This is a genomic window from Aeromicrobium sp. Leaf245 (genome assembly GCF_942548115.1).
Taxonomy (GTDB): Bacteria; Actinomycetota; Actinomycetes; order Propionibacteriales; family Nocardioidaceae; genus Aeromicrobium.
This window is the reverse complement of sequence record NZ_OW824151.1, coordinates 2,840,978-2,861,767: the sequence shown is the minus strand read 5'-3', so window position 1 is coordinate 2,861,767 and position 20,790 is coordinate 2,840,978. Positions and strand designations below refer to the sequence as shown.

Genomic DNA, 20,790 nt, shown 5'->3' with positions numbered 1-20,790 from the left:
CCATGCTGCGGGGGATCTCCACGACACTGTCCATCGGTGCGAGCGTCACGCTCGGTGCCACCTTCCTCCTGGGGGTCGCACCCACCGCCTCGGCGGCCGACGACGAGTCGGTGCTCGGCCAGGGCGGAGGCTCGCTGATCCTCGTCCTCGACGGCTCGGGATCCATGAAGGAGGCCGGCGGCAGCGGAAGCACCCGCATGGAGGAGGCCAAGAAGGGCCTCAACGGCGTGATCGACGACCTTCCCGACGACGCGAACGTCGGCCTTCGCGTCTACGGCTCGGAGATCAGCGACGGTCCCGGCTCCTGCGAGGACAGCGAGCTGCTCGTCCCCGTGGAGCCGGTCGACAAGGATGCCCTGCGCGCAGGCGTCGAGAAGCTCAAGCCGCTCGGCAACACCCCGATCGCGTACTCGCTCGAGAAGGCCTACGCCGACCTGCCGAAGGAGGGCCCGCGCAGCATCGTCCTCGTCTCGGACGGCGAGGAGAACTGCCAGGGTGATCCGTGCAAGGTGGCGGCCGACCTCAAGAAGAAGGGCGCCGACTTCTACGTCGACGTCGTGGGCCTGCAGGTCGACGCCAAGTCGCGCGAGCAGCTCACCTGCGTCGCGTCGGCCGGTGGAGGCACCTACTACGACGTGAAGGACCTGTCCGAGCTCCAGGAGACGCTGACGCGCACGTCCATCCGCGCGGCTCGCGGCTACGAGGCGGCCGGCCTCCCGGTCGAGGGTGGCACGTCCCCCGAGGACGCCGCCGAGATCGAGGACGGCCAGTGGCTCGACACGATCGGCGACTCCGGCGTCGAGAACTACGCCCTTCCCGACCCGGGCAAGGGGACGATCCACGTGAGTGCGGCCACCCTGCCGACCAAGGGCTTCTCCGGTGTCTCCCAGGTCGACCTCAAGATCGTGGGCGCCGATGGCCAGGCGTGCGGGCGAGGGGTGCGCGAGGCCTCGCAGGGCGCGGGCAACGGTGGCGCACCCATCGTGGCCGCCTACTCGCTGTCCGCCGCCGACCGGCAGGACTGCAGCGAGGGACCGTACGTCGCGCAGGTGGGCTCGAACAACGACGAGGTCCAGGGGCTGGAGATCCTGCTGCGCACCGAGCCCGGTGTCGAGGACCCCGACGCACTGCCGGCCCCGTTCGGCAAGGCGAGCGGATTCTCCGACGCCATCGAGGGTGACGCCCCGAGCGGCAGCCCGGTGTCCGTGATCGGCGGGCCGAACTTCTCGTCGGCGCCCCCGACCGCGCCTGGCACGTACGAGGACTCGGTCCTGGCCGGGGAGACGCTGTTCTACCGCGTCCCCGACGTGGGCTGGGGTCAGTCGGCGGTGTGCGACGCGACGCTCGGTACGTCCACCCAGGCGGCCGACGCCTTCGGACGTGGTGTCGGCGTGAACACCCAGGTGCGGGTGTACGGACCTCTCAAGACCGTCGCGGACGACTTCTCGTCGCAGACCGGTCGCAAGCAGTGGCGCGGCGACGAGGCCGTGGCCCTGCACGCGGCGTCGCCGCCCGTCGTGTACCGCAACCGCGAGTCGACGAGCGAGGCTCCCAAGGCGACGCAGGTCGACGGCGACTTCTACTGCTCGATCACCGTCCTGCCGATGTCCGCCGCCTCGACCGAGGAGATTGGCGAGATCGCGGTGACCCTCACGACGAGCGTCGTGGGTGAGGAGTCGGGCGAGCCGACCTACCTCGAGGACCCGAAGGAGACCGCCAACGACAAGGCGGCCGAGGAGTCGTCCGACGGCGGACCCGCGTGGTGGATCATCGCCGCCGGCGTCGCGGCCCTCGTCGTGGTCGCCCTCGCCCTGCTCGCCGCACTGCGTCGCCGCAGCGGCGCGGGCGACTCCGAGGTCCCTCCTGGCGAGTGACCGGTCACGGGTCCGCCCGTGACCTGGTTCCTCGCGGTCGTCGCCCTGCTGGGCGTCAGCGCCTCCGGACCGCTGATGGCAGCGACGGCTGCACCCGCCCTGGTCATCGCCTTCTGGCGCAACGCCGCGGCGACGGCCGTGCTCGCGCCGTTCGCGGTGCGTCGGCGCGCCGACCTGGCGGGCCTGCGGTGGCGTGACCTGCGCGGGACGGTCTTCGCCGGCCTGATGCTCGCGGTGCACTTCGCCGCCTGGGTGGGTGCGCTCAAGCTCACGACGGTGGCGGCCGCGACGGCGCTGACGTGCACCCAGCTGGTGTGGGTGGTGGCCATCGACCGGCTGCGGGGGGTGCGGCCCGGGCGCCGGGTCGTCGTCGGCTGCACGGTGGCCTCGGTCGGAGTGCTCGTCGTCTCGGGCGTCGACTTCACCGTGTCGTCGCGAGCCCTGCTGGGCGACCTGCTCGCGATCGTGGGCGGACTCGGTGCCGCGCTCTACCTCGTGGCGGGGGAGGGCGCCCGGCGGCGCCTGACCACGACCCACTACACGACGCTCTGCTACGGGGTGTGCGCACTCGTCCTGGCCGTCGGCTGCGTCGCCACCGGCGCCTCCTTCGTCGGCTACGACGCCCGCGTGTGGGTGCTGCTCGCCTCCGTCACCGTGTGCGCCCAGCTGCTGGGGCACTCGGTGCTGAACCACCTGCTCGTCGTCATGAGCCCGACCGTCATCTCCCTGCTCCTGCTGCTCGAGGTCCCCGCGGCGGCGCTCCTCGCCGCAGCCTTCCTCGGGCAGGCGCCTCCGGCCGGGGTGTACCTCGGGCTGGGGCTCGTCGTGGTGGGTCTGGTGGTCGTGGTGCGCTCCCGACGCACCCCCGTCGAACCGGTCGCCTGAGCGGGACTCGCAGCGGCGACGTGCCGTGGGTCACCCGAGGTCGGGCGGTGCGCGACGTTACCGATCGGTATGGTCAGGACGTCACCCCACCAGACTCAGGAGCACGCATGGGACGTCTTGCCAGCACCGAGGGCCTCACCGAGGAGCAGACCGCGATCCTCTCGACGATCCGCGAGTTCGTCGACGAGAAGATCATCCCCGTCGCCCAGGAGCTCGAGCACGCCGACGAGTACCCGACCGAGATCATCGAGGGACTCAAGGAGCTCGGCGTCTTCGGCCTGACGATCCCCGAGGAGTACGACGGGCTGGGGGAGTCGCTGCTGACGTACGCGCTCGTGGTCGAGGAGATCGCCCGCGGCTGGATGAGCGTCTCGGGCGTCATCAACACCCACTTCATCGTCGCCTACCTGCTGATCCAGCACGGCACGGAGGAGCAGAAGAAGAAGTACCTGCCGAAGATGGCCACCGGCGAGGTCCGCGGCGCGTTCAGCATGTCCGAGCCGGGCCTGGGGTCCGACGTCTCGGCGATCTCGACCAAGGCCACGAAGGCCGACGACGGCTCGTACTCGATCACCGGCCAGAAGATGTGGCTGACCAACGGCGGCACGTCCACGCTCGTGGCGACGTTGTGCAAGACCGACGAGGGTGCGGACTCGGTCTACAAGAACATGACCACGTTCCTGGTCGAGAAGGAGCCGGGCTTCGGCGAGACGGCCCAGGGCGTCACGGTGCCCGGCAAGATCGCGAAGATGGGCTACAAGGGCGTCGAGACGACCGAGCTGATCCTCGAGGACCACAAGATCTCGGCCGACCAGATCCTCGGCGGCGAGCCCGGCAAGGGCTTCTTCCAGATGATGGACGGTGTCGAGGTCGGGCGCGTCAACGTCGCCGCCCGCGCCTGCGGCCTCGCGATCCGGGGCTTCGAGCTCGCGATCGCCTACGCCCAGCAGCGCAAGACCTTCGGCAAGCAGATCGCCGACCACCAGGCCGTGCTGTTCCGCCTGGCCGAGATGGCCACCAAGGTCGAGACGATCCACGCCATGATGGTCCGCTCGGCCCGCCTGAAGGACACCGGCAAGCGCATGGACGTCGAGGCCGGCATGGCCAAGATGCTTGCCAGCGAGTACGCCAACGAGGTCGTCGAGGACTCCTTCCGCATCCACGGCGGCTACGGCTACTCCAAGGAGTACGAGATCGAGCGCCTCATGCGCGAGGTCAAGTTCATGCTGATCGGCGAGGGCACGTCCGACATCCAGAAGATGATCATCGGCCGGGCGCTCCTCAAGGACTACAAGCTCTGACCGGGGCGACGGACCGATGACGCAGCGCGAGGACGTCACGTTCACGTCGCACGGGACGTCCTGCGCGGCCTGGGTGTACCGACCCGCCGGCGACCCCGGCCGTCCGGTGGTCGTCATGGCCCACGGCCTGGGCGGCGTGCGGGAGATGCGGCTCGACGCGTTCGCCGAGCGCTTCGCCGAGGCGGGATACGTGTGCCTGGTGTTCGACTACCGGCACTTCGGTGCGAGCGGCGGCGAGCCGCGCCAGCTGCTCTCGGTCCGGCGTCAACGCCAGGACTGGGCGGCGGCGGTCGCGTTCGCGCGGACGCTGCCGGGCGTCGACCCCGACCGGGTCGTGCTGTGGGGGTCCTCGTTCTCCGGTGGGCACGTCATCGCCGTGGGCGCGCAGGATCCGCGCCTGGCTGCCGTGGTGTCGCAGTGCCCGTACACCGACGGCCTGGCGTCGAGCCTCGCCGTGCGCCCGCTGACGTCCCTGCGGGTCACGGCCAGGGCGCTTCGCGACCTGGTCGGCTCGTGGTTCCGTCGTCCCCCTCGGACCATCCCCCTCGCGGGGGAGCCGGGCACCGTCGCCCTCATGACCGCGCCGGACGCCGTTCCCGGCTACCTCGCGCTGGTCGAGGACGGCTCGACCTTCCGCAACGAGGTCGCGGCGCGCGTGGCCCTCTCGATCGCCACCGGGCGCCCCGGGGCCCGTGCCCGCCGTCTTGGCTGTCCGGCCCTCTTCGTGGTCTGCGAGCGCGACACGGTGGCGCCGGCGAGGGCCACGCTGCGGCACGTCGCACGCGCGCCGCACGGCGAGGTGGTGCGCCGCGACACCGGCCACTTCGACATCTACGTGGGCGAGGAGTTCGAGACGACGGTGCGCGACGAGCTGGCGTTCCTGGGTCGTCACGTGCCCGTGGCCTGAGCGGTCGGGCGAGGGGGCGGCCCGGCTCCTACGCTGGCAGATCGCGACCACCTTCCCGACCCGCAGAGGACGCCATGCCCGACCCCTTCGTCCTGCGGCGCTTCCAGGCCGAGGCCCTGGCCGCGGTGGAGCGGGCGCGGGCGGCCGGTCGACGTCGGTACTGGGTGTCGCTCCCGCCCGGGGCCGGCAAGACGGTCCTCGGCACCGAGCTGGTGGCCGCACGCCTCGCCGAGGAGGGCCGGCGCGCCGTCGTCCTCGTCCCCAACACCGCCATCCAGGCACAGTGGATCGCCACCTGGGAGCGGTACGGACGAGGGCCCGCGAGTGCCGAGCGGGACCTCACGGCCGACGTCACGGTGCTCACCTACCAGTCGCTCGCCTCGTTCTCGCCCGACGAGGGCGAGGACGGGGACGAGGGCAGTCTCGTCGACCGCCTGCACGACAACGGACGGGCGCTCGTCGCCGCGCTGCGGGACGCCGGACCCCTCGCGGTGCTGCTCGACGAGTGCCACCACCTGCTCGAGGTCTGGGGAGCCCTGCTCCGCGAGGTGCTCGACCCCCTGGAGGACGTGCTCGTGCTCGGCCTCACGGCCACCCCGCCCGGCGTCCTGAGCCGTCGCCAGGCCGAGCAGGTCGACGAGCTGTTCGGTGACGTGGTCTACCAGGCGTCGATCCCTGCGGCCGTTCGCGAGGGTGTCCTCGCACCGTTCGCGGAGCTGGCCTGGCTGACCCGCCCCTCGGACGAGGAGGAGGCGTGGCTCGCGTCCTCGGCGACGAGGTTCGCCGAGCTGACCACCGAGCTGCTGAGCCCCGGGTACGGGTCCGTGCCTCTGCTGGTCTGGTTCGACCGGAGGATCGGGGAGCTCCCCGTCCCGTGGGCCCTTCTCGAGCGCGACGAGCCCGAGCTGGCGACCTCGGTGCTGCGACTCGTCGCCGCCGGGCTGCTCGACCTGCCCGAGGGTGCGGTGCTGCGCGAGCAGCACCGCACCGACCTGACGGCCGACGACTGGGCGCGGCTCGTCGACGACTGGGTGCGTGGCTGCCTGGCCCGCAGCGAGCTCGACCAGGACCGCTCCGTCATCGAGGACCTGCGCAAGGCGATGCCGGGGATCGGGTTCCGGGTCACCCGCCGCGGGGTGAGCGGGGCCGGGTCCGCGGTGGACCGCGTGCTGTCGCGCAGTGCCAACAAGATGCGCGCCGCGGCCGAGGTGCTGCTGGCCGAGCGGTCCGCCCTCGGCGACCGGTTGCGGGCCGTGGTGGTGTGCGACCACGAGCGCGCCTCACCGACGTCGTCGCTCGTGCTGCGCGACGCGCCGGCCGAGCACGGTTCGGCGCTGGAGGTCATGGACGCCCTGCTCGACGCGGGCTTCGAGCCGGTGCTGCTCACCGGGCGCACCGTCGCGGCCGGCGCGGAGCACGCTGGCCGGCTGGTCGAGGTGCTCCGTGGGCTGGACCCGGGCCTCGACCTGGCCACGGAGCCGCTGCCCGGCCTCGAGGGCCGGTTCCACCGGCTGGTGGGCGCGTGGTCGAGCCGACGGTGGGTGCCGCTCGTGACCCGTGCCTTCCAGGCGGGGCACTGCGACGTGCTCGTGGGCACCCGAGCGTTGCTCGGCGAGGGGTGGGACGCACCCCGGGTCTCGACCCTCGTCGACCTGTCGACGGCGTCGACCACGTCGGCCGTGACGCAGACCCGGGGCCGCGCCCTGCGCGTCGACCCGACGTGGCCCGACAAGGTCGCCACGACGTGGAGCGTGGTCTGCGTGGCACCCGACCACCCCGGTGGTGACTCCGACTGGCGCCGCTTCGTCCGCAAGCACGACGGCTACTTCGGCGTGGACGACGACGGCCAGGTCGTCTCCGGGGTCGCCCACGTGGACGCACGGTTCTCGCCGTTCGCGCCGCCGGAGACCGACCTCTTCCCGGTGGTCACCTTGGACATGGCCCAGCGGACGGCCGAGCGCGACGTGATCCGCGCACGCTGGCGGGTGGGGGAGGCGTACCGCGACGAGGTGCGGCGAGCCATCCGGGTCCGGGAGGAGGGGCCGTCGAGGGAGACCGAGCCACCGCGGACCGTGGACGCCCCCACGCCGCCCTGGGCGCGGATGGGCGAGGCAGGTGTCGTCGGGACCGGTCGGTCAGCGCGGTGGTCGCCGTGGGACGCGGCGCGGGAGGCGTCGCGTGACCCCGGGCTCGCCGCGCATGCGTGGGTGGTGGCCGACGCCATGGCGTCCGCCGGGCTCGGCGGCCCCGGTGCGGTCGGGGTGCGGGCCGTGGTCGACGCCACGGGCACCTACCGGTTCGAGCTCGACGCGGACGCGTCGACGTCGTCGCTGTTCGTCGACCTGGTCGAGGAGCTCCTGGGTCCGGTCGTCGCCCCACGGTGGCTCATTGCGCGGCACCAGGCACCCTCGCCGACCGCCGGGGCCGGCTGGCGGGTGCTGCTCGGCCGCGCCCGTCCCGTCGCCCGGACCTGGTTCGGGGTCCCCGCCGAGCTCGGCCGCAACGCCGGACGTCGGCGAGCGTTCGAGCAGGCCTGGGCGCGGTGGTTCGGCCCGTCGACCGTGGTCGCGGCCGGCTCGGACGTCGGGACGGCCGCCCTGGTCTCGGCGTACGGCACCACGCCGCTCGACGTGGTGACGTTGCTGCGCTCGAGCTGGTCGTGACCACCAGACGGCGACCACGGGGCGCGCGGTGGGCCGCGGCCTAGACTGACCGCATGCCTCCCGTGAACCAGGGACTCTTCTCGCTCGAGTTCCCCCAGTCGCTCGGTGTCTACGACGACTACGCCACCGCCCAGAAGGTCGTCGACCACCTCTCCGACAAGGAGTTCCCGGTCCAGAACCTGCTCGTGGTCGGCACCGACCTCAAGCAGGTCGAGCGGGTGACCGGGCGGTTGACGACCAGCCGCGTCGCCGGCGCCGGAGCGGCCTCCGGCGGTTGGCTGGGTGTGCTCGTGGGCCTCCTGCTCGGCATCTTCAGCGAGGAGAGCACGTGGCTGCAGACGGTCGTCGGCGGTCTCGGCATCGGGATCGTCTTTGGCGTCGTGTGGGCCCTGCTCGGCTACGCGGCCACCCGGGGCCGGAGGGACTTCAGCTCGGTCAGCAGCGTCGTCGCCACCAAGTACGAGGTGATGGTCGAGCACAAGCACCGGGCCAAGGCGCAGGAGCTCATCGCCGACCTCCCGGGTGCCCGCCCCAACCCGTTCGTCTGACCCACCGCGGCACGAGCGCCGCGACGTCCCACGTCTCGTCGAGGCCGACGGGACGCGAACCAGGAGAGCCATGACCAAGACCAACCCCGGCAACTTCTTCGAGGACTTCAGCGTCGGGCAGGTGATCGAGCACGCCACCCCGCGGACGATCACCGACGGCGACCGCGCCCTCTACGGTGCGATCTACCCGACGCGGTTCGCGATCCCGTCGTCGGCGGAGTTCGCCGCCTCGGTCGGCCTGGCTCCGCACCCGGTCGAGGACCTCGTCGCCTTCCACGTGGCCTTCGGCAAGACGGTCCCCGACGTCTCGCTCAACGCCGTGGCGAACCTCGGGTACGCCGAGTGCCGGTTCCATCGGCCCGTGGTCACCGGCGACACGCTGCGGACCAGCTCGGAGGTCATCGGCCTCAAGCAGAACTCCAACGGTCGCACCGGTGTCGTCTACGTGCGGTCCACGGCCACCAACCAGCGGGGCGAGGTCGCGCTCGACTGGGTGCGCTGGGTCATGGTGCACAAGCGGGACGCTGACGCGCCGGCCCCCGAGACGGTCGTCCCGGCAGTGGCCGACGCCGTCGCCCCCGACGACCTGGTGCTCCCGGCCGGGCTCGACCTCACCCACTACGACACGTCGGCCGCCGGCGAGCCGCACCGCTTCGACGACTACACGGTGGGCGAGACGATCGACCACGTCGACGGCGTGACCCTGAGCGAGGCCGAGCACATGATGGCCACGCGCCTGTGGCAGAACACCGCCAAGGTCCACTTCAACACCGAGGCCCGCCCCGACGGCAAGCAGCTCGTCTACGGCGGGCACGTGATCTCGATGGCCCGTGCGCTCTCGTTCAACGGGCTCGCCAACGCGCAGCTGGTGGCGGCGATCAACGCCGGCTCCCACGTGGCCCCGGCGTTCGCGGGTGACACCGTGTACGCGTGGTCGGAGGTGCTCGACAAGGCCACGCCCGCCGCCTGGGAGGGGACGGGTGTCGGAGCCCTCCGCCTGCGCCTGGTGGCGACGAAGGGCCGCGACGAGAGCACCACCCTGCACGGCGAGGACGGGAAGTACGCCGACGGCGTGCTGCTCGACCTCGACCTGTGGGTCCTGGTCCCGCGCTGATGGGCGCCACGCTCTTCCTCGTCCGGCACGGGGAGACCGAGTGGAGCGCCGTCGGCAAGCACACGGGCACGACGGACCTGCCGCTCACTCCTGCAGGCGAGGCCACGGCACGAGCCCTGGCCCCGGTCCTGGCGGACGAGCACTTCGACCTCGTGCTCACGAGCCCTCGTCTGCGGGCGCGCCGCACGGCAGCGCTCGCCGGGTTCGGCGAGGCCACGGTCGAGGGTGACCTGGCGGAGTGGGACTACGGCGACTACGAGGGGCTGACCACGCCGCAGATCCGCGAGCAGGTGCCGGGCTGGACCATCTGGAGCCACCCCGTGCCGGGCGGGGAGAGCGCCGATGACGTGGCTGGACGTCTCGACCGCGTGGTGGCGCGGGTGCGGGCCACCGAGGGGCGTGCCCTGGTCTTCGCCCACGGGCACAGCCTGCGGGTGCTCGCCGCACGCTGGCTGGGCCTGCCGGTGCCGGACGGTCGGATCTTCGACCTCGACACCGCCACCTACTCCGTGCTGGGCGACGACCGGGGCCAGCCGGTGGTCCAGCGCTGGAACGTCACGGCCACGCCCTAGTCTGGCCATCGTGAGGATCGATCTCCACACCCACTCCCACCGCTCGGACGGCACGGACTCGCCCACGGAGCTGGTGCGGAACGCCGCGCAGGCCGGGCTCGACGTCGTCGCGCTGACCGACCACGACGCGACCACCGGATGGCAGGAGGCGCTCGCGGCCGCCGACGGTCTCGACGTCGTCGTGGTCCCCGGCATCGAGATCTCGACGACGTTCCAGGGCGAGAGCGTGCACCTGCTGGGCTACGGCTTCGACCCGGACCACCTCCCGCTGGTGGAGGAGCTGCACCGGGTGCTCGACGGCCGCGACCAGAGGCTCCCGCGGATCCTGGCCAGGCTGGCCGAGCACGGCATCGAGATCACCGAGGCCGACGTCGCGCTGCAGTCGGGGTCGGCTGCGGCCTCGGGGCGTCCCCACGTGGCCGACGCGATGGTCGCCAAGGGCTACATCGGCCACCGTGACGAGGCGTTCCAGGGGTGGCTGAACAGTCGCGGGAAGGCGTACGTCGGGCGCTACGCCGCGCCGCTGCTCGAGACGATCAGGCTGCTGAAGGCGGCCGGCGGCAGCGCCGTCGTGGCGCACCCGTGGTCGCGGGGGAGCGACCGCGTGCTCACGTCGGCCGCGTTCGAGGAGCTCGCAGCGGCGGGCCTGGACGGCATCGAGGCCGACCACGTCGACCACGACGAGTGGTCGCGTCGCGGTCTGCGCGACATCGCCAGGGGTCTGGACCTCGTGGTCACCGGCTCCAGCGACTACCACGGCACGGGCAAGAGCTCGGCCTTCCACCTCGGCGCCAACCTCACCGACCCCGCGGAGTACGAGCGCCTGCTGGGTCACTGACGTCCCGTGCCGGACGCCCGGCGCCCGTCTGGGCCGTCAGAGGTAGGTCTCGCACCTTCTTCGCCGTCCGGCGGTAGGTGTCGTACCTGATGGCGGCCGGATTCGGTGCGCTGCCTACCTCCGACCCATCGCCGGGGTGCGGCGCCCGCCTCGAGCACGTCGCGCCTCGCTGCTGCGTCGGCGCGGCAGGGTCTCGACCTGCGCTCCGAAAGGGCCTCGACCGGCGGGTGGGGCCAGGGTCGGTCGGGCACGCGGGGCCGGCCTGCCCGCCGGACGCAAGATTCTGCGTTCGTGTGCAGAAGTGCGAAGGATGCTGCGTTCGAGTCGGGAATCGGACACGAATGCAGCATCGTTCGGCCTTGCGCTCACGAAGGCAGAATCCTGCGTCACCCGCGGCCCGCGAGCTTGGCCGAGCCCGGCGGCCCGCTCCGGTCGAGGCCCTTTCGGGGGCCGGCTCCGCTCGGGGTCGCGGCAACGCAGCAGCGAGCACGCGCACCCGCCGCCGAGCCTGCACAGCGCACGGTCGGGCGCAGCATCACGGCCACTTGAGCATTTGCTCAAAATGTGTCATCGTTCCCTTGAGCGACTGTTCAAGACCCAGGAGGAACGATGACCCCACCCCGCACTCCACGCCACGGCATCCACGTGGCCGTGGTGACCCGCTCCGACGTCGATCGCCTGTGGGCGCTCACGCAGGACCCGGCGCAGCACTCGCGGTGGGACGTGCGCTTCGGCCGCATCGAGCCGACGGTGCCGGGGGAGTTCACCTATCGGCGGTTCGGGGTCCGTGGCACCGGGACGCACGCGGGGGAGCGACGCTCCGCCGACGGTGGCGCGACGTCGGCCCTCACCTTCGCGTGCCCGAACCCGCTGTCGCCGATCGTGGTCGGGTCCGGCTACTGGCGGTACCGCCCGCTGCTCGGGGACCACGGACCCGCCGGCACGTCGTTCGAGACCGGCTACGACTACCGGGCGCGCGGCGGCAGCGTCGACCGCGTCTTCCGCCCCCTCATGGCCTGGGGCACGGCATGGTCCTTCGACAGGCTGCAGCTCTGGGCCGATCGCGGGATCGCACCCGAGGTCTCGGCGGCCGTCGCGCTGCTCGACATCGGCGCCCGCCTCGCCCTGGTGACGCTCGTCGGCCTCCTGGGCCTGTCCTTGGGAGCCGTGCCCGCCCTCGTCGCCACCCTGGTCGGCGGTGCGCTCGCCTGGACCGCTCCGCCGCTGCCGTGGCGACCGTCCGCCCGCCGCACGACCTGGTCCTGGCACCCGGCCGCGACCCGGACCGAGGAGGTCCTCGCATGACCGTCACGCAGCTCCGGCCCGTCGCCGGCACCCCGGCGCCGGCGACCAGCCCGGACGTCTCGATCTTCGCCCGCGCCATGAGGTCGGACTTCCACCGGCTGCACCCGCGCATGCAGGAGCGGTTCGGCGTGAACGCGAGCGACCGACGGGCGTGCGTGGGGCGCGGCGTCATGGACGAGGTGTGGCGCGGACGGCCGGTCGTGGCCCCGTTCCTGCGCCTCGGAGCCCGCCGGAACCTGCTCTTCCCCGAGACCGGCCGCGGCATCCCCTTCGCGATCGAGAACTACCCCTACCTCGACGACCACGGTCGCGAGACGGTCACGTTCGTCCGCACGTTCGAGGTGGCACCGGGACGGCGTCGACGCTTCGACGCCACGATGGTGCTCGACTCCTCGCGGGGCCCAGGGCGCGACGTCGTCGTCGACTACCTCGGGACCCACCAGCACGTCGCGGCCGACCTCGCCCTCGCGGTGGACGACGCCGTGCCGGGTGGGGGCGGTCTGCGCATCGAGAGCTCGGTGATGCGGCTGCACGAGGGCCCGGTGAGCCTGCGGATGCACCCGCTCGTGTGCGGCCGCGCGGTGGTGCGTGAGCACTGGGACGAGAGCGAGCAGTGCTACCGCATCCGGGTGGAGGTGCACCACGACGTGGTCGGTCCGGTGTTCGGCTACCACGGCCGCTTCACGACCACGTTCGTCGACGCCTCGACCGTCCCGGCTGCCGTGCGCCCGTACCGCGAGCAGACCCGGGTGTGAACCGTCGTCGGGGGCGCGCGGCGCGGCGCCGACCCGGGCGTCGCTCGCCGATAGGCTCGTGACGTGAGCGACGACCCCCGCACGCTGCAGACGCGTCGACGCCTCGTCGACGCCACGATGCAGACGATCCGTGAGCAGGGGATCGCGAAGCTGTCGGCGCGCACGATCGCGACGACCGGCGGGGTCAACCAGGCGCTGGTGTTCTACCACTTCGGCACCGTCGACGGGCTCGTCGCCGAGGCGTGCCGGGTCACGACCGCCGAGCGGGTCGACCGCTACCGCGACGCGTTGGCCACCGTGACCAGCTTCGGCGCGCTCCTCGACGTCGCCGACCGGGTCCGGGCCGACGAGCGTGAGGCGGGCAACGTCGCGGTGCTGGCGCAGGTGCTCGCCGCCTCGCACGGGAACCCGGCGCTCGCGGCAGCGGCCGGCGAGGCCATCGGACTGTGGTCGGCTGCCGTTCGCCCCGCGCTGCAGCGCCTGCTGGAGACGTCGCCCGTCGGCGAGCTCTTCGACGCCGACGTGCTCACGGACCTCGCGTCGTCGGCGTTCGTCGGCATCGAGCTGATGGAGCCGACGCGGACCCACGACGCCGCGGCGGTCGAGGACCCCCTCGCGCGCCTGCGTCCCGTGGCCGAGCTGCTCGACGGGCTCGGACCGATCGCCCGACGCGCCGTCCGCAGCGTGCTGCGCGGTCGCTAGGGACGGTCTAGCCCGTCTCGCCGAACTGCTCGACGCGGATCGCGTCGGCGGGGAAGGCCTGCTCCTGCAGCAGGCGGGTCGCATAGCCGACGAAGCCGACGGACCCGCACACGTATGCCGCCTCGACGCCGTCGAGCAGCGGCGCCACCTCGTCCGGGTACGGGGGAGCAGCCACGCGCGACCCCAGGTTCTCGCGCGTGAGCGCCACGAACGCCCCCGAGGCGCGCAGCTCGTCGGCGTAGGGCAGCGCGGCGAGGGACTTCGCCACCACGACGACCCGCAGCGCCTCCGCAGCACCGGTGCCGATCGCGTGGCGCAGCATCGAGACCATCGGCACCACCCCGGAGCCGCCCGCGAACGCCAGGGCCGGCGTGGAGCCGTCCCACGTGAACCAGCGGCCGATCGGTCCCCGCACCTCGAACGTGTCGCCCACGCGCACGTCGTCGTGCAGGAAGCCCGAGACCTCGCCGTCGTCCATCCGCTCGACCATGAGCTCCACGAGCGGGTCACCCGGCGCCGAGGCCGTCGAGTAGCTCCGCTGCGCGGTGTAGCCGTCCTCGGCGCGCAGGCGCACGACGTAGTGCTGCCCGGCGCGATGAGAGGCCGGCTCCGGCAGCTCCAGGCGCAGCCGGACGAAGCCCTGGGTCGGATGGTCCACCGTGCGCACGGTCGCCAGCTGCCAGCCGGTCACGTCGCCCGACACCGAGGGTGTCTCGGCCGTCACGGATCGCCCTGGTAGCGCTGCTCGCGCCACGGGTCGCCACGGTCGTGGTAGCCGCCGCGCTCCCAGAAGCCCGGTTCGTCGTGGTCGAGCAGCTCGAGGCGGGTCAGCCACTTGGCGGACTTCCAGAAGTACAGGTGCGGGACGAGCAGCCGCACCGGTCCGCCGTGCTCCGGGGTGAGAGGAGAGCCGTCTGCGTCCCAGACCACCCAGGCGCGGTCCGCGCGCACGTCGTCGAGCGGGAGGTTCGTCGTGTAGCCGGTGCGCGAGTGCGCCACCACGTGCGTGGCGCCGGTGGCGACCCCGCACACGTCGAGGAGGGTCTCGACGCTCACCCCGGTGAACGGGGTGTCGAACCGCGACCAGGTCGTCACGCAGTGGATGTCGACCGTCGTCGTCGCGTGCGGCAGGGCCCGTAGTGCGGCCCAGTCCCACGTGTGCGACTCCAGCACGGCTCCGTCGACCGTGAGCTCCCAGCGGTCCCGGTCGACGGTGGGGGTCGGCTCGGCCGACAGCACCGGCCACAGCCGCCCGGTGTCGTACTGCCCGGGAGGGAGGCGGTCGGACTGCGCGGGGCGCCGGCGTCCCACGAATCCACGCGTGACGGGCTCGTCGGTCATGACGTCTCCTCCAGGAAGGGCAGCCACGCGGCCGCCAGGCCGACGGGGTTCTCGACGGCAGGGGAGTGGTCGGCACCGGCCACCACGTGGACGGTGGTGCCGAGCCGGGCTGCCATGTCGTCCTGCACAGCATGCGGCCACGCGTCGTCACCCGCACCACGACCCACCCACACCGGCAGGCCGGTGGCGGCCACGTCGGCGACGCGGTCCGGGGCGTCGACCAGGTGCTGGGTGAACGCCCGCAGGCCCGCTCGGGAGTTCCGCTCGAAGCGGTCGAGGAGGAACGCCTCGACGGCCGGCGGGTTCACGCCCAGCGCGGGGCCCTTCAGCGCACGGAACACCTCGGCCATCGTGGCCGAGCCGTCCAGCTCGGCCACGAGACGCTCGAGGGGACGTCCGGGCGTGGATCCCAGCGCGGCGGGTCCGGTGCACAGCAGGCTCAGGCTCGTCCAGGCGCGCACGTGGTCCGCCGCGGCGGTCTGCGCCACCAGGCCGCCGAAGGAGTGGCCCAGCAGGTGCGACGGGCCGGACGAGACCTCGGCAGCGAGCGCCGCTGCGTCGGCGGCCAGGCCCGCGAGGCTGAAGTCGTCCGCCTCGTCGGCCACGGACTCGTACTGGCCTCGCTGGTCGTACGCCGTCGCGTCGAACCCGGCGTCGGCCAGCAGCGGCAGCATCGGCGTGAAGTCCTCCTTGCTGCCGGTCCACCCCGGGACCATCAGCACGTGCCCCCGCGTGCCGCTGCCGTCGGCTCGGACCCGGTGCACGGCGACCTCCCCGCGTGCGGTGCGGACGACGGACGCCTCGACCCCCGGCGGGAGCTCCAGCGTGCGGGGCGTGCTCATCGACCGCGCTTGGCGATCCGGGCGACGATCGAGGTGGGGGCGTACCGCGAGATCGTGGCGAGCACCTTGTAGCGCAGGCTCGGGACCGACAGCGACTTGCCCTTGTCGAGGTCCGACAGCGCCGCCTTCACGAGCTTGTCGGCGTTGAGCCACATCCACCGCGGGACGCCCGAGACGTCCATGTCCGCCCGCTGGTGGAACTCGGTGCGCACGAAGCCCGGGCACAGGGCCATGACGCGGACCCCGGCGTCGGCGTACTGCCAGTCGGCCCAGCGCGACAGGTTGACCAGCCAGACCTTGTGGGCCGAGTAGGTTCCGCGTGGCGTGAACGCGGCCACGCTCGAGACGTTGACGATCCTGCCCTGCCCCCGCCCCGCCATGGCCTTGATGGCCACGTCCATGAGGTGCATGGGGGCGCGCACGAGCAGGTCGAGCTGACGGTCCTCGTCGGCGATGTCGGTGGTGCCGAACCAGCCGGGCAGCGAGGCGCCGGCGTTGTTGACCAGCAGGTCCACGGGCGAGGTGCTGCTGGCGAGCGCGTCCTCGGCCGCGGAGAGGCCCTCGGGCGTGGTCAGGTCGGCCACGACGACGTCGGCCCGGACCCCGTGCTTCGTGCGGACCTCGGCGGCCACCTGCTCGAGCCGGTCGCCGTCGCGGGCGAGCAGCACGACGTCGTGGCCGCGAGCGGCGAGGGCACGGGTGAAGGCGAGGCCGATGCCTGCGGTGGCACCGGTGACGAGGGCTCGGGTCATACCGTCAGCATGCCACGTGACCACGGGTCAGGACGCTGGGGTCGCAGGGCCCCGACGGGTGGCATGATGACCCCGTGACGACGACGATCTCCGTGGTGAACCAGAAGGGTGGCGTCGGCAAGACGACCACCGTGGCATCGCTGGGCGCGGCGTTCGCCGAGCTCGGCAAACGAGTCCTCCTCGTCGACCTCGACCCGCAGGGCGGACTCACGTTCTCCCTCGGCATCGACCCCGAGGACCTCGACGTGACCGTCGGCGAGGTGCTCCTGGGCAAGGCCAAGCCGGCCGACGCCATCGTGGTCACCGAGGACGGCATGCACCTGCTTCCCAGCAACGTCACGGTGACGCATGCCGAGGAGGCCCTGGTGAGCCGGACCGGCCGCGAGCAGCGGCTGCGGGTGGCGCTCGACAAGGTCGCCGACGACTACGACCTCGTCGTCATCGACTGCCCGCCCACTCTCGGCGTGCTCACGGTGGGCGCGCTGTCGGCGTCGCAGAAGGTCGTCATCCCGCTGCAGGCCGAGACCCTCTCGCACCGCGGCGTGCTGCAGCTGCTCGACACCGTCCACGACGTCAAGCAGTTCATCAACTCCGAGCTCGAGGTCGCCGGCGTGCTGCCCACGATGTTCGACGGCCGCACCAACCACGCCCGTGCCGTGCTCGCCTCCATCGAGGAGCAGTTCGAGCTGCCGGTGCTGAGCCCGCCGATCCCGAAGTCGATCCGGTTCGCCGAGGCTCCGGCCATCGGGCGGTCGATCCTCAGCGTGCACACGAACCACAAGGGGGCCGAGGCCTACCGCGAGGTGGCCAAGAGCCTGCTCTGACCGCTCGAGAACGCCGAAGGGGCCCCACGCCGTGCGTGGGGCCCCTTCGCGTCGGGTCGTGCGTCAGTCGGACGAGCGCGGCGCGGAGGCCGCCGCCTCGGTGCCGCCCTGGGCGCCGGAGCCCTGACCCTCGACGCGCTGGCCGCTGCGGGTGCGACGACGGCGACGGTTGCGGCTCGCGCCGCCCTCCTTGCCCTCGCCACCCTGGCCGGGGTCGCCGGACGCCGGGGCGTTCCGGCCCGGTCGGTCCTGGCCGGAACCGTTCTGCTGGCGATCGTCGGAGCGTCGGCGGTCCGAGCCGCGGCTGCGGTCCCCGCCCTGGCTGCGTCCACCCTGGCCCCGACCGCCCTGGCCGCCGCGACCACGGTCGCCGTCCTTGCGGGGCTCCTTGGGCGACGGCGGCTTGAGCCGGCCCTTGACCGAGCGGTCGATGCCCAGGTCGTGGAACAGGTGGTCCGACGTGGAGTACGTCTCCTGCGGCTCGGCGAACGGCAGGTCCAGCTCGGCGTTGATCAGCTTCCAGCGCGACAGGTCGGCCCAGTCGACGAAGGTGACGGCGATGCCCGAGGCGCCGGCGCGACCCGTGCGCCCGATGCGGTGCACGTACGTCTTGTGGTCCTCGGGGCAGTTGTAGTTGATGACGTGGCTGATGTTCGCCACGTCGATGCCGCGTGCGGCGACGTCGGTGGCCACGAGCACGTCGACCTTGTGGTCGCGGAAGCCCTGCAGCGCCTTCTCCCGGGCGCCCTGGGCCATGTCGCCGTGCAGGGGCGACGCCGGGAAGCCGCGATCGATGAGGTCGTCGGCCACACGCTGGGCGGTGCGCTTGGTGCGGGTGAAGATGATGACGCGCTGGACGTCCTCGGCCTGCAGGATCCGGGCGATGACCTCGGCCTTGTCGAGCTCGTGCGCCTGCCACACGAACTGCGCGGTGGCGGGAACGGTGTCGTTCTCCTCCGGGGACTCCGCCCTGATGTTCATGGGGTGGCGCATGTGCTTGCGCGCGAGCGACACGATGGCGCCCGGCATGGTCGCCGAGAACAGCATCGTCTGGCGGGTCTCGGGCGTCTTGGCCAGGATCGACTCGACGTCGGGCAGGAAGCCGAGGTCGAGCATCTCGTCGGCCTCGTCGAGCACGAGCGACTTGACGTGCGAGAGGTCGAGCGCGCCGCGGTTGGCGAGGTCGAGGATGCGGCCGGGCGTGCCGACGACGATGTCGACGCCCTTCTCGAGCGCGTCGAGCTGGCCCTCGTAGGGGACGCCACCGTAGATGGTGATGTTGCGGGTACCGCGCTTGGCCGACGCCGTCTTGAAGTCGTTGGCGACCTGGAGCGCGAGCTCTCGCGTCGGGGCCACGACCAGTGCCTGGGGCTTGCCGGGGGCTGCCAGCTGGTCGTAGTCGGCGTCGTGCGGCGCGACGGTGCGCTGGATGACCGGGATGGCGAACGCCAACGTCTTGCCGGTGCCGGTACGGGCCTGACCGATGAGGTCGGTGCCCATGAGGGCCACGGAGAGGGTCATCTCCTGGATGGGGAACGGGCTGCTGATGCCGACCGCGTCGAGCGCGTCGGCGATCTCGGGCATGACGCCCAGATCGGTGAACGTGGTCACAGGTACTCGTCTTCGTGAGGGAACAGAGAGGGATCTCGATACGTGTCGTGTGTCGGCGACGACGGTGCGTCCGAGACCTCACGACGGAGATACGGCCCCAAGGGCAAGGCCAGTCTACCCGTCTCGGCCCCTGCGGCGGCACACAGGCGGCGGCGGGTCCCCAGCGCGCTACGCTGCGGCGCATGGCGAAGAACGCGAAGTCAGGCCGCTCGGGCCCCCCTCCGGAGGCCCCCGCGCCCTCGGCCCTGGACGATCCGGACTACCGCCGCGGCGTCGTGGAGCTGCTCGGCGTGCTCGCCTTCGGCGAGCTGAGCGCGTGCGAGCGACTCGTCGCCGACGCCCAGATGGCGCCCGACCTGAGCAGCAAGGTCGAGGTGGCCACGATGGCCGCGGCGGAGTTCGACCACTTCGAGGTCCTGCGCGACCGCCTCGTCGAGATGGGCGAGGACCCGTTCGCCGCGATGGAGCCGTTCGAGGCCACGTTCGGTGACTTCCACCGCAAGACGCGTCCGGCCGACTTCGTCGAGGGCCTCGTGAAGGCCTACGTCGGCGACGGGCTCGCCGCCGACTTCTACCGCGAGATCGCTGCCTACCTCGACCCGGTGACGCGCGAGATCGTGGTCGACACGCTCAGCGGCACCGGGCACTCGGAGTTCGTCGTCGACCAGGTGCGCGCCGCGATCGAGGCCGACCCCCGGGTCGGCGGCCGCCTCGCGCTCTGGGGACGTCGGCTCATGGGGGAGGCCCTGCGCCAGGCCCAGACGCTCGTCGCCGAGCGCGACGCGCTGAGCGCCGTGCTCGTCGGCGGCATCGAGACGCCCGGGCTGGACCTCACCGCGATCTCGCGCATGTTCACCCGGATCACCGAGGCGCACACCGAACGCATGGCGCGCCTCGGCCTGGCCGCCTGAGCGGGTCCGGGTCGTCGGGGTTCGGGGTCGACCGAGCGCGCGGGACGCATGGCGCGCGTCGGCCTGGCCGCCTGAGCGGACGACCGCTCAGCCGCGGACGTGGGTGAGGATCCAGTCGAGGAACGTCCGTCCGGCGCACCAGTCCTCGCGCACGTGCTCGAGCAGCTCGGCGGTGTGCACGTACGGCTCGAAGCCGTGGTCGCGCCCGAGGGTGAGCGTGCGGTGGCGCAGCAGGTCGATGCGCGGGTGGTCGGCCGACCAGCCGCGCGGCGCGGTCTTGACGGCGTCGCCGCCGACCGTCCAGCCCCGGCCCTCCAGTCGCGCGACGATGTGCTGGAGCCCGGTCCCGAAGGTCTCGTGGTCGACGGCCTCGCGGAACGAGGCGAGCCGGGCGGGCGTGGCGTGGTAGAACCCGACTCCGGTGCGCACACCGGGCGCGCCGACCTGGACGTAGTACCCGGTCGCGGGCGCCACGGGCACGAACGCACCCTGGTGCGTCTTGTAGGGAGTCTTGTCGTTCGAGAACCGCACGTCGCGGAACGGGCGGAAGATCTTCGCGCTCTCGCCGTCAGGGACGAACTCGTCGGCCAGCTCGGCCATGAGCGCGGTCATGGGCTGCTTGACCGCCGCGTCGTAGACGTGGCGGTGCTCCTCCCAGAACGCCTTCGTGTTGTCGACCTCGAGGTCGTCGTAGAAGTCGAGCGCCGCGACGGGGAAGCCTTCGAAGCTCATGCGCGCCCCCGGTCCGTCAGGTGGTCTCCTGCGTGACCGCACCGAAGCCGACCTTGCGGCCGGTGTCGGCGGTGAAGTACAGGTAGGCGACCTTGTCGGCCGGGACCGCGACGGTGCGGTCCTTCTCGTCGGTGAGGCTGAAGACCGTCTCGTCCTTCAGGGCGGTGTCGAGCTTGGCGAGCACCGACTCGGGCGCCTCGTCGGTCTCGACGGACAGCTCGCGGGCGGCGTTCTGCACGCCGATCTTGACCTCCATGGTCGGTCCTCTCGTGATGTCTGGTGTGGTGCGGGTGTGGTGCCGGACGAGGTGGGG

Annotated in this window: 21 protein-coding genes; 14 read left to right on the top strand and 7 right to left on the bottom strand. The window is 72.4% G+C overall.

The genetic code is table 11. The features are described 5' to 3' along the window. Positions 1–2 precede the first annotated feature (2 nt). The 12 genes from NBW76_RS13995 to NBW76_RS13940 all read left to right on the top strand — a co-directional run bounded on the left by NBW76_RS13995 (position 3) and on the right by NBW76_RS13940 (position 13,464). A complete protein-coding gene (locus tag NBW76_RS13995; protein WP_056553698.1) occupies positions 3–1,874 on the top strand; it encodes a VWA domain-containing protein in 1,872 nt (623 codons plus the stop codon). Positions 1,875–1,892: 18 nt separating this feature from the next. Further along, on the top strand, positions 1,893–2,759 hold the full coding sequence (locus NBW76_RS13990) for a DMT family transporter (RefSeq protein ID WP_200931753.1): 867 nt from the start codon (positions 1,893–1,895) through the stop codon (positions 2,757–2,759). 107 nt (positions 2,760–2,866) lie between these two features. Further along, positions 2,867–4,060, top strand: a complete 1,194-nt coding sequence (locus NBW76_RS13985; protein WP_055966574.1) for an acyl-CoA dehydrogenase family protein — start codon at positions 2,867–2,869, stop codon at positions 4,058–4,060. A gap of 16 nt (positions 4,061–4,076) precedes the next feature. Then, positions 4,077–4,967 (top strand): alpha/beta hydrolase, encoded by an 891-nt coding sequence (locus NBW76_RS13980; RefSeq protein WP_055966577.1) that lies wholly within the window; start codon positions 4,077–4,079, stop codon positions 4,965–4,967. A 74-nt stretch (positions 4,968–5,041) separates the two neighbouring features. Beyond that, positions 5,042–7,630, top strand: coding sequence for a DEAD/DEAH box helicase family protein (locus NBW76_RS13975; RefSeq protein ID WP_056553701.1), 2,589 nt, complete (start codon positions 5,042–5,044; stop codon positions 7,628–7,630). Positions 7,631–7,683: 53 nt separating this feature from the next. After that, positions 7,684–8,178: a general stress protein gene (locus NBW76_RS13970; protein ID WP_055966582.1), complete on the top strand. Its 495-nt coding sequence runs from the start codon at positions 7,684–7,686 to the stop codon at positions 8,176–8,178. A gap of 70 nt (positions 8,179–8,248) precedes the next feature. Continuing rightward, positions 8,249–9,292 (top strand): MaoC family dehydratase, encoded by a 1,044-nt coding sequence (locus NBW76_RS13965; protein ID WP_056553704.1) that lies wholly within the window; start codon positions 8,249–8,251, stop codon positions 9,290–9,292. Further along, entirely contained in the window at positions 9,292–9,864 is a 573-nt protein-coding gene (locus NBW76_RS13960) for a histidine phosphatase family protein (protein WP_055966587.1), read from the top strand. Before NBW76_RS13965 ends, NBW76_RS13960 begins: the two co-directional genes overlap by 1 nt. A gap of 10 nt (positions 9,865–9,874) precedes the next feature. Further along, positions 9,875–10,702 (top strand): PHP domain-containing protein, encoded by an 828-nt coding sequence (locus NBW76_RS13955; RefSeq protein ID WP_056553707.1) that lies wholly within the window; start codon positions 9,875–9,877, stop codon positions 10,700–10,702. Between the two features lie 609 nt (positions 10,703–11,311). Beyond that, complete coding sequence (locus NBW76_RS13950) at positions 11,312–12,007, top strand: hypothetical protein (protein WP_156364739.1); 696 nt, start codon at positions 11,312–11,314, stop codon at positions 12,005–12,007. Continuing rightward, positions 12,004–12,762 (top strand): DUF4166 domain-containing protein, encoded by a 759-nt coding sequence (locus tag NBW76_RS13945; protein ID WP_082481928.1) that lies wholly within the window; start codon positions 12,004–12,006, stop codon positions 12,760–12,762. Before NBW76_RS13950 ends, NBW76_RS13945 begins: the two co-directional genes overlap by 4 nt. Before the next feature lie 63 nt (positions 12,763–12,825). Continuing rightward, entirely contained in the window at positions 12,826–13,464 is a 639-nt protein-coding gene (locus tag NBW76_RS13940) for a TetR/AcrR family transcriptional regulator (RefSeq protein WP_082481854.1), read from the top strand. A 7-nt stretch (positions 13,465–13,471) separates the two neighbouring features. Here the strand turns inward: NBW76_RS13940 and NBW76_RS13935 are convergent, their stop codons facing one another. The 4 genes from NBW76_RS13935 to NBW76_RS13920 are packed head-to-tail and all read right to left on the bottom strand — an operon-like array spanning position 13,472 to position 16,399. Further along, a complete protein-coding gene (locus NBW76_RS13935; RefSeq protein ID WP_235492922.1) occupies positions 13,472–14,188 on the bottom strand; it encodes an FAD-binding oxidoreductase in 717 nt (238 codons plus the stop codon). Further along, a complete protein-coding gene (locus NBW76_RS13930) occupies positions 14,185–14,805 on the bottom strand; it encodes a sulfite oxidase-like oxidoreductase (RefSeq protein WP_056553713.1) in 621 nt (206 codons plus the stop codon). Before NBW76_RS13930 ends, NBW76_RS13935 begins: the two co-directional genes overlap by 4 nt. Next, positions 14,802–15,647 carry an alpha/beta fold hydrolase gene (locus tag NBW76_RS13925; protein ID WP_056553716.1) on the bottom strand — a complete coding sequence of 282 codons (846 nt, stop codon included), beginning with the start codon at positions 15,645–15,647 and terminating at the stop codon, positions 14,802–14,804. Before NBW76_RS13925 ends, NBW76_RS13930 begins: the two co-directional genes overlap by 4 nt. Next, a complete protein-coding gene (locus NBW76_RS13920) occupies positions 15,644–16,399 on the bottom strand; it encodes an SDR family oxidoreductase (protein ID WP_055966602.1) in 756 nt (251 codons plus the stop codon). The genes NBW76_RS13925 and NBW76_RS13920 overlap by 4 nt, the downstream gene beginning before the upstream one ends. 74 nt (positions 16,400–16,473) lie before the next feature. On the opposite strand from NBW76_RS13920, the gene NBW76_RS13915 reads away from it, so the two are divergent. Next, complete coding sequence (locus NBW76_RS13915; protein WP_056553719.1) at positions 16,474–17,223, top strand: ParA family protein; 750 nt, start codon at positions 16,474–16,476, stop codon at positions 17,221–17,223. Positions 17,224–17,286: 63 nt separating this feature from the next. Here NBW76_RS13915 and NBW76_RS13910 read toward each other — a convergent pair whose 3' ends face one another. Then, complete coding sequence (locus NBW76_RS13910) at positions 17,287–18,834, bottom strand: DEAD/DEAH box helicase (protein WP_369814976.1); 1,548 nt, start codon at positions 18,832–18,834, stop codon at positions 17,287–17,289. Positions 18,835–19,016: 182 nt separating this feature from the next. Here NBW76_RS13910 and NBW76_RS13905 point away from each other — a divergent pair, with 182 nt between their 5' ends. Further along, a complete protein-coding gene (locus NBW76_RS13905; protein ID WP_055966608.1) occupies positions 19,017–19,745 on the top strand; it encodes a ferritin-like fold-containing protein in 729 nt (242 codons plus the stop codon). 87 nt (positions 19,746–19,832) lie between these two features. On the opposite strand, the gene NBW76_RS13900 is transcribed toward NBW76_RS13905, so the two are convergent. Next, positions 19,833–20,477, bottom strand: coding sequence for a DUF2461 domain-containing protein (locus tag NBW76_RS13900; protein ID WP_056553722.1), 645 nt, complete (start codon positions 20,475–20,477; stop codon positions 19,833–19,835). A 16-nt stretch (positions 20,478–20,493) separates the two neighbouring features. Then, on the bottom strand, positions 20,494–20,733 hold the full coding sequence (locus tag NBW76_RS13895) for a DUF3107 domain-containing protein (RefSeq protein ID WP_055966615.1): 240 nt from the start codon (positions 20,731–20,733) through the stop codon (positions 20,494–20,496). Positions 20,734–20,790 lie beyond the last annotated feature (57 nt).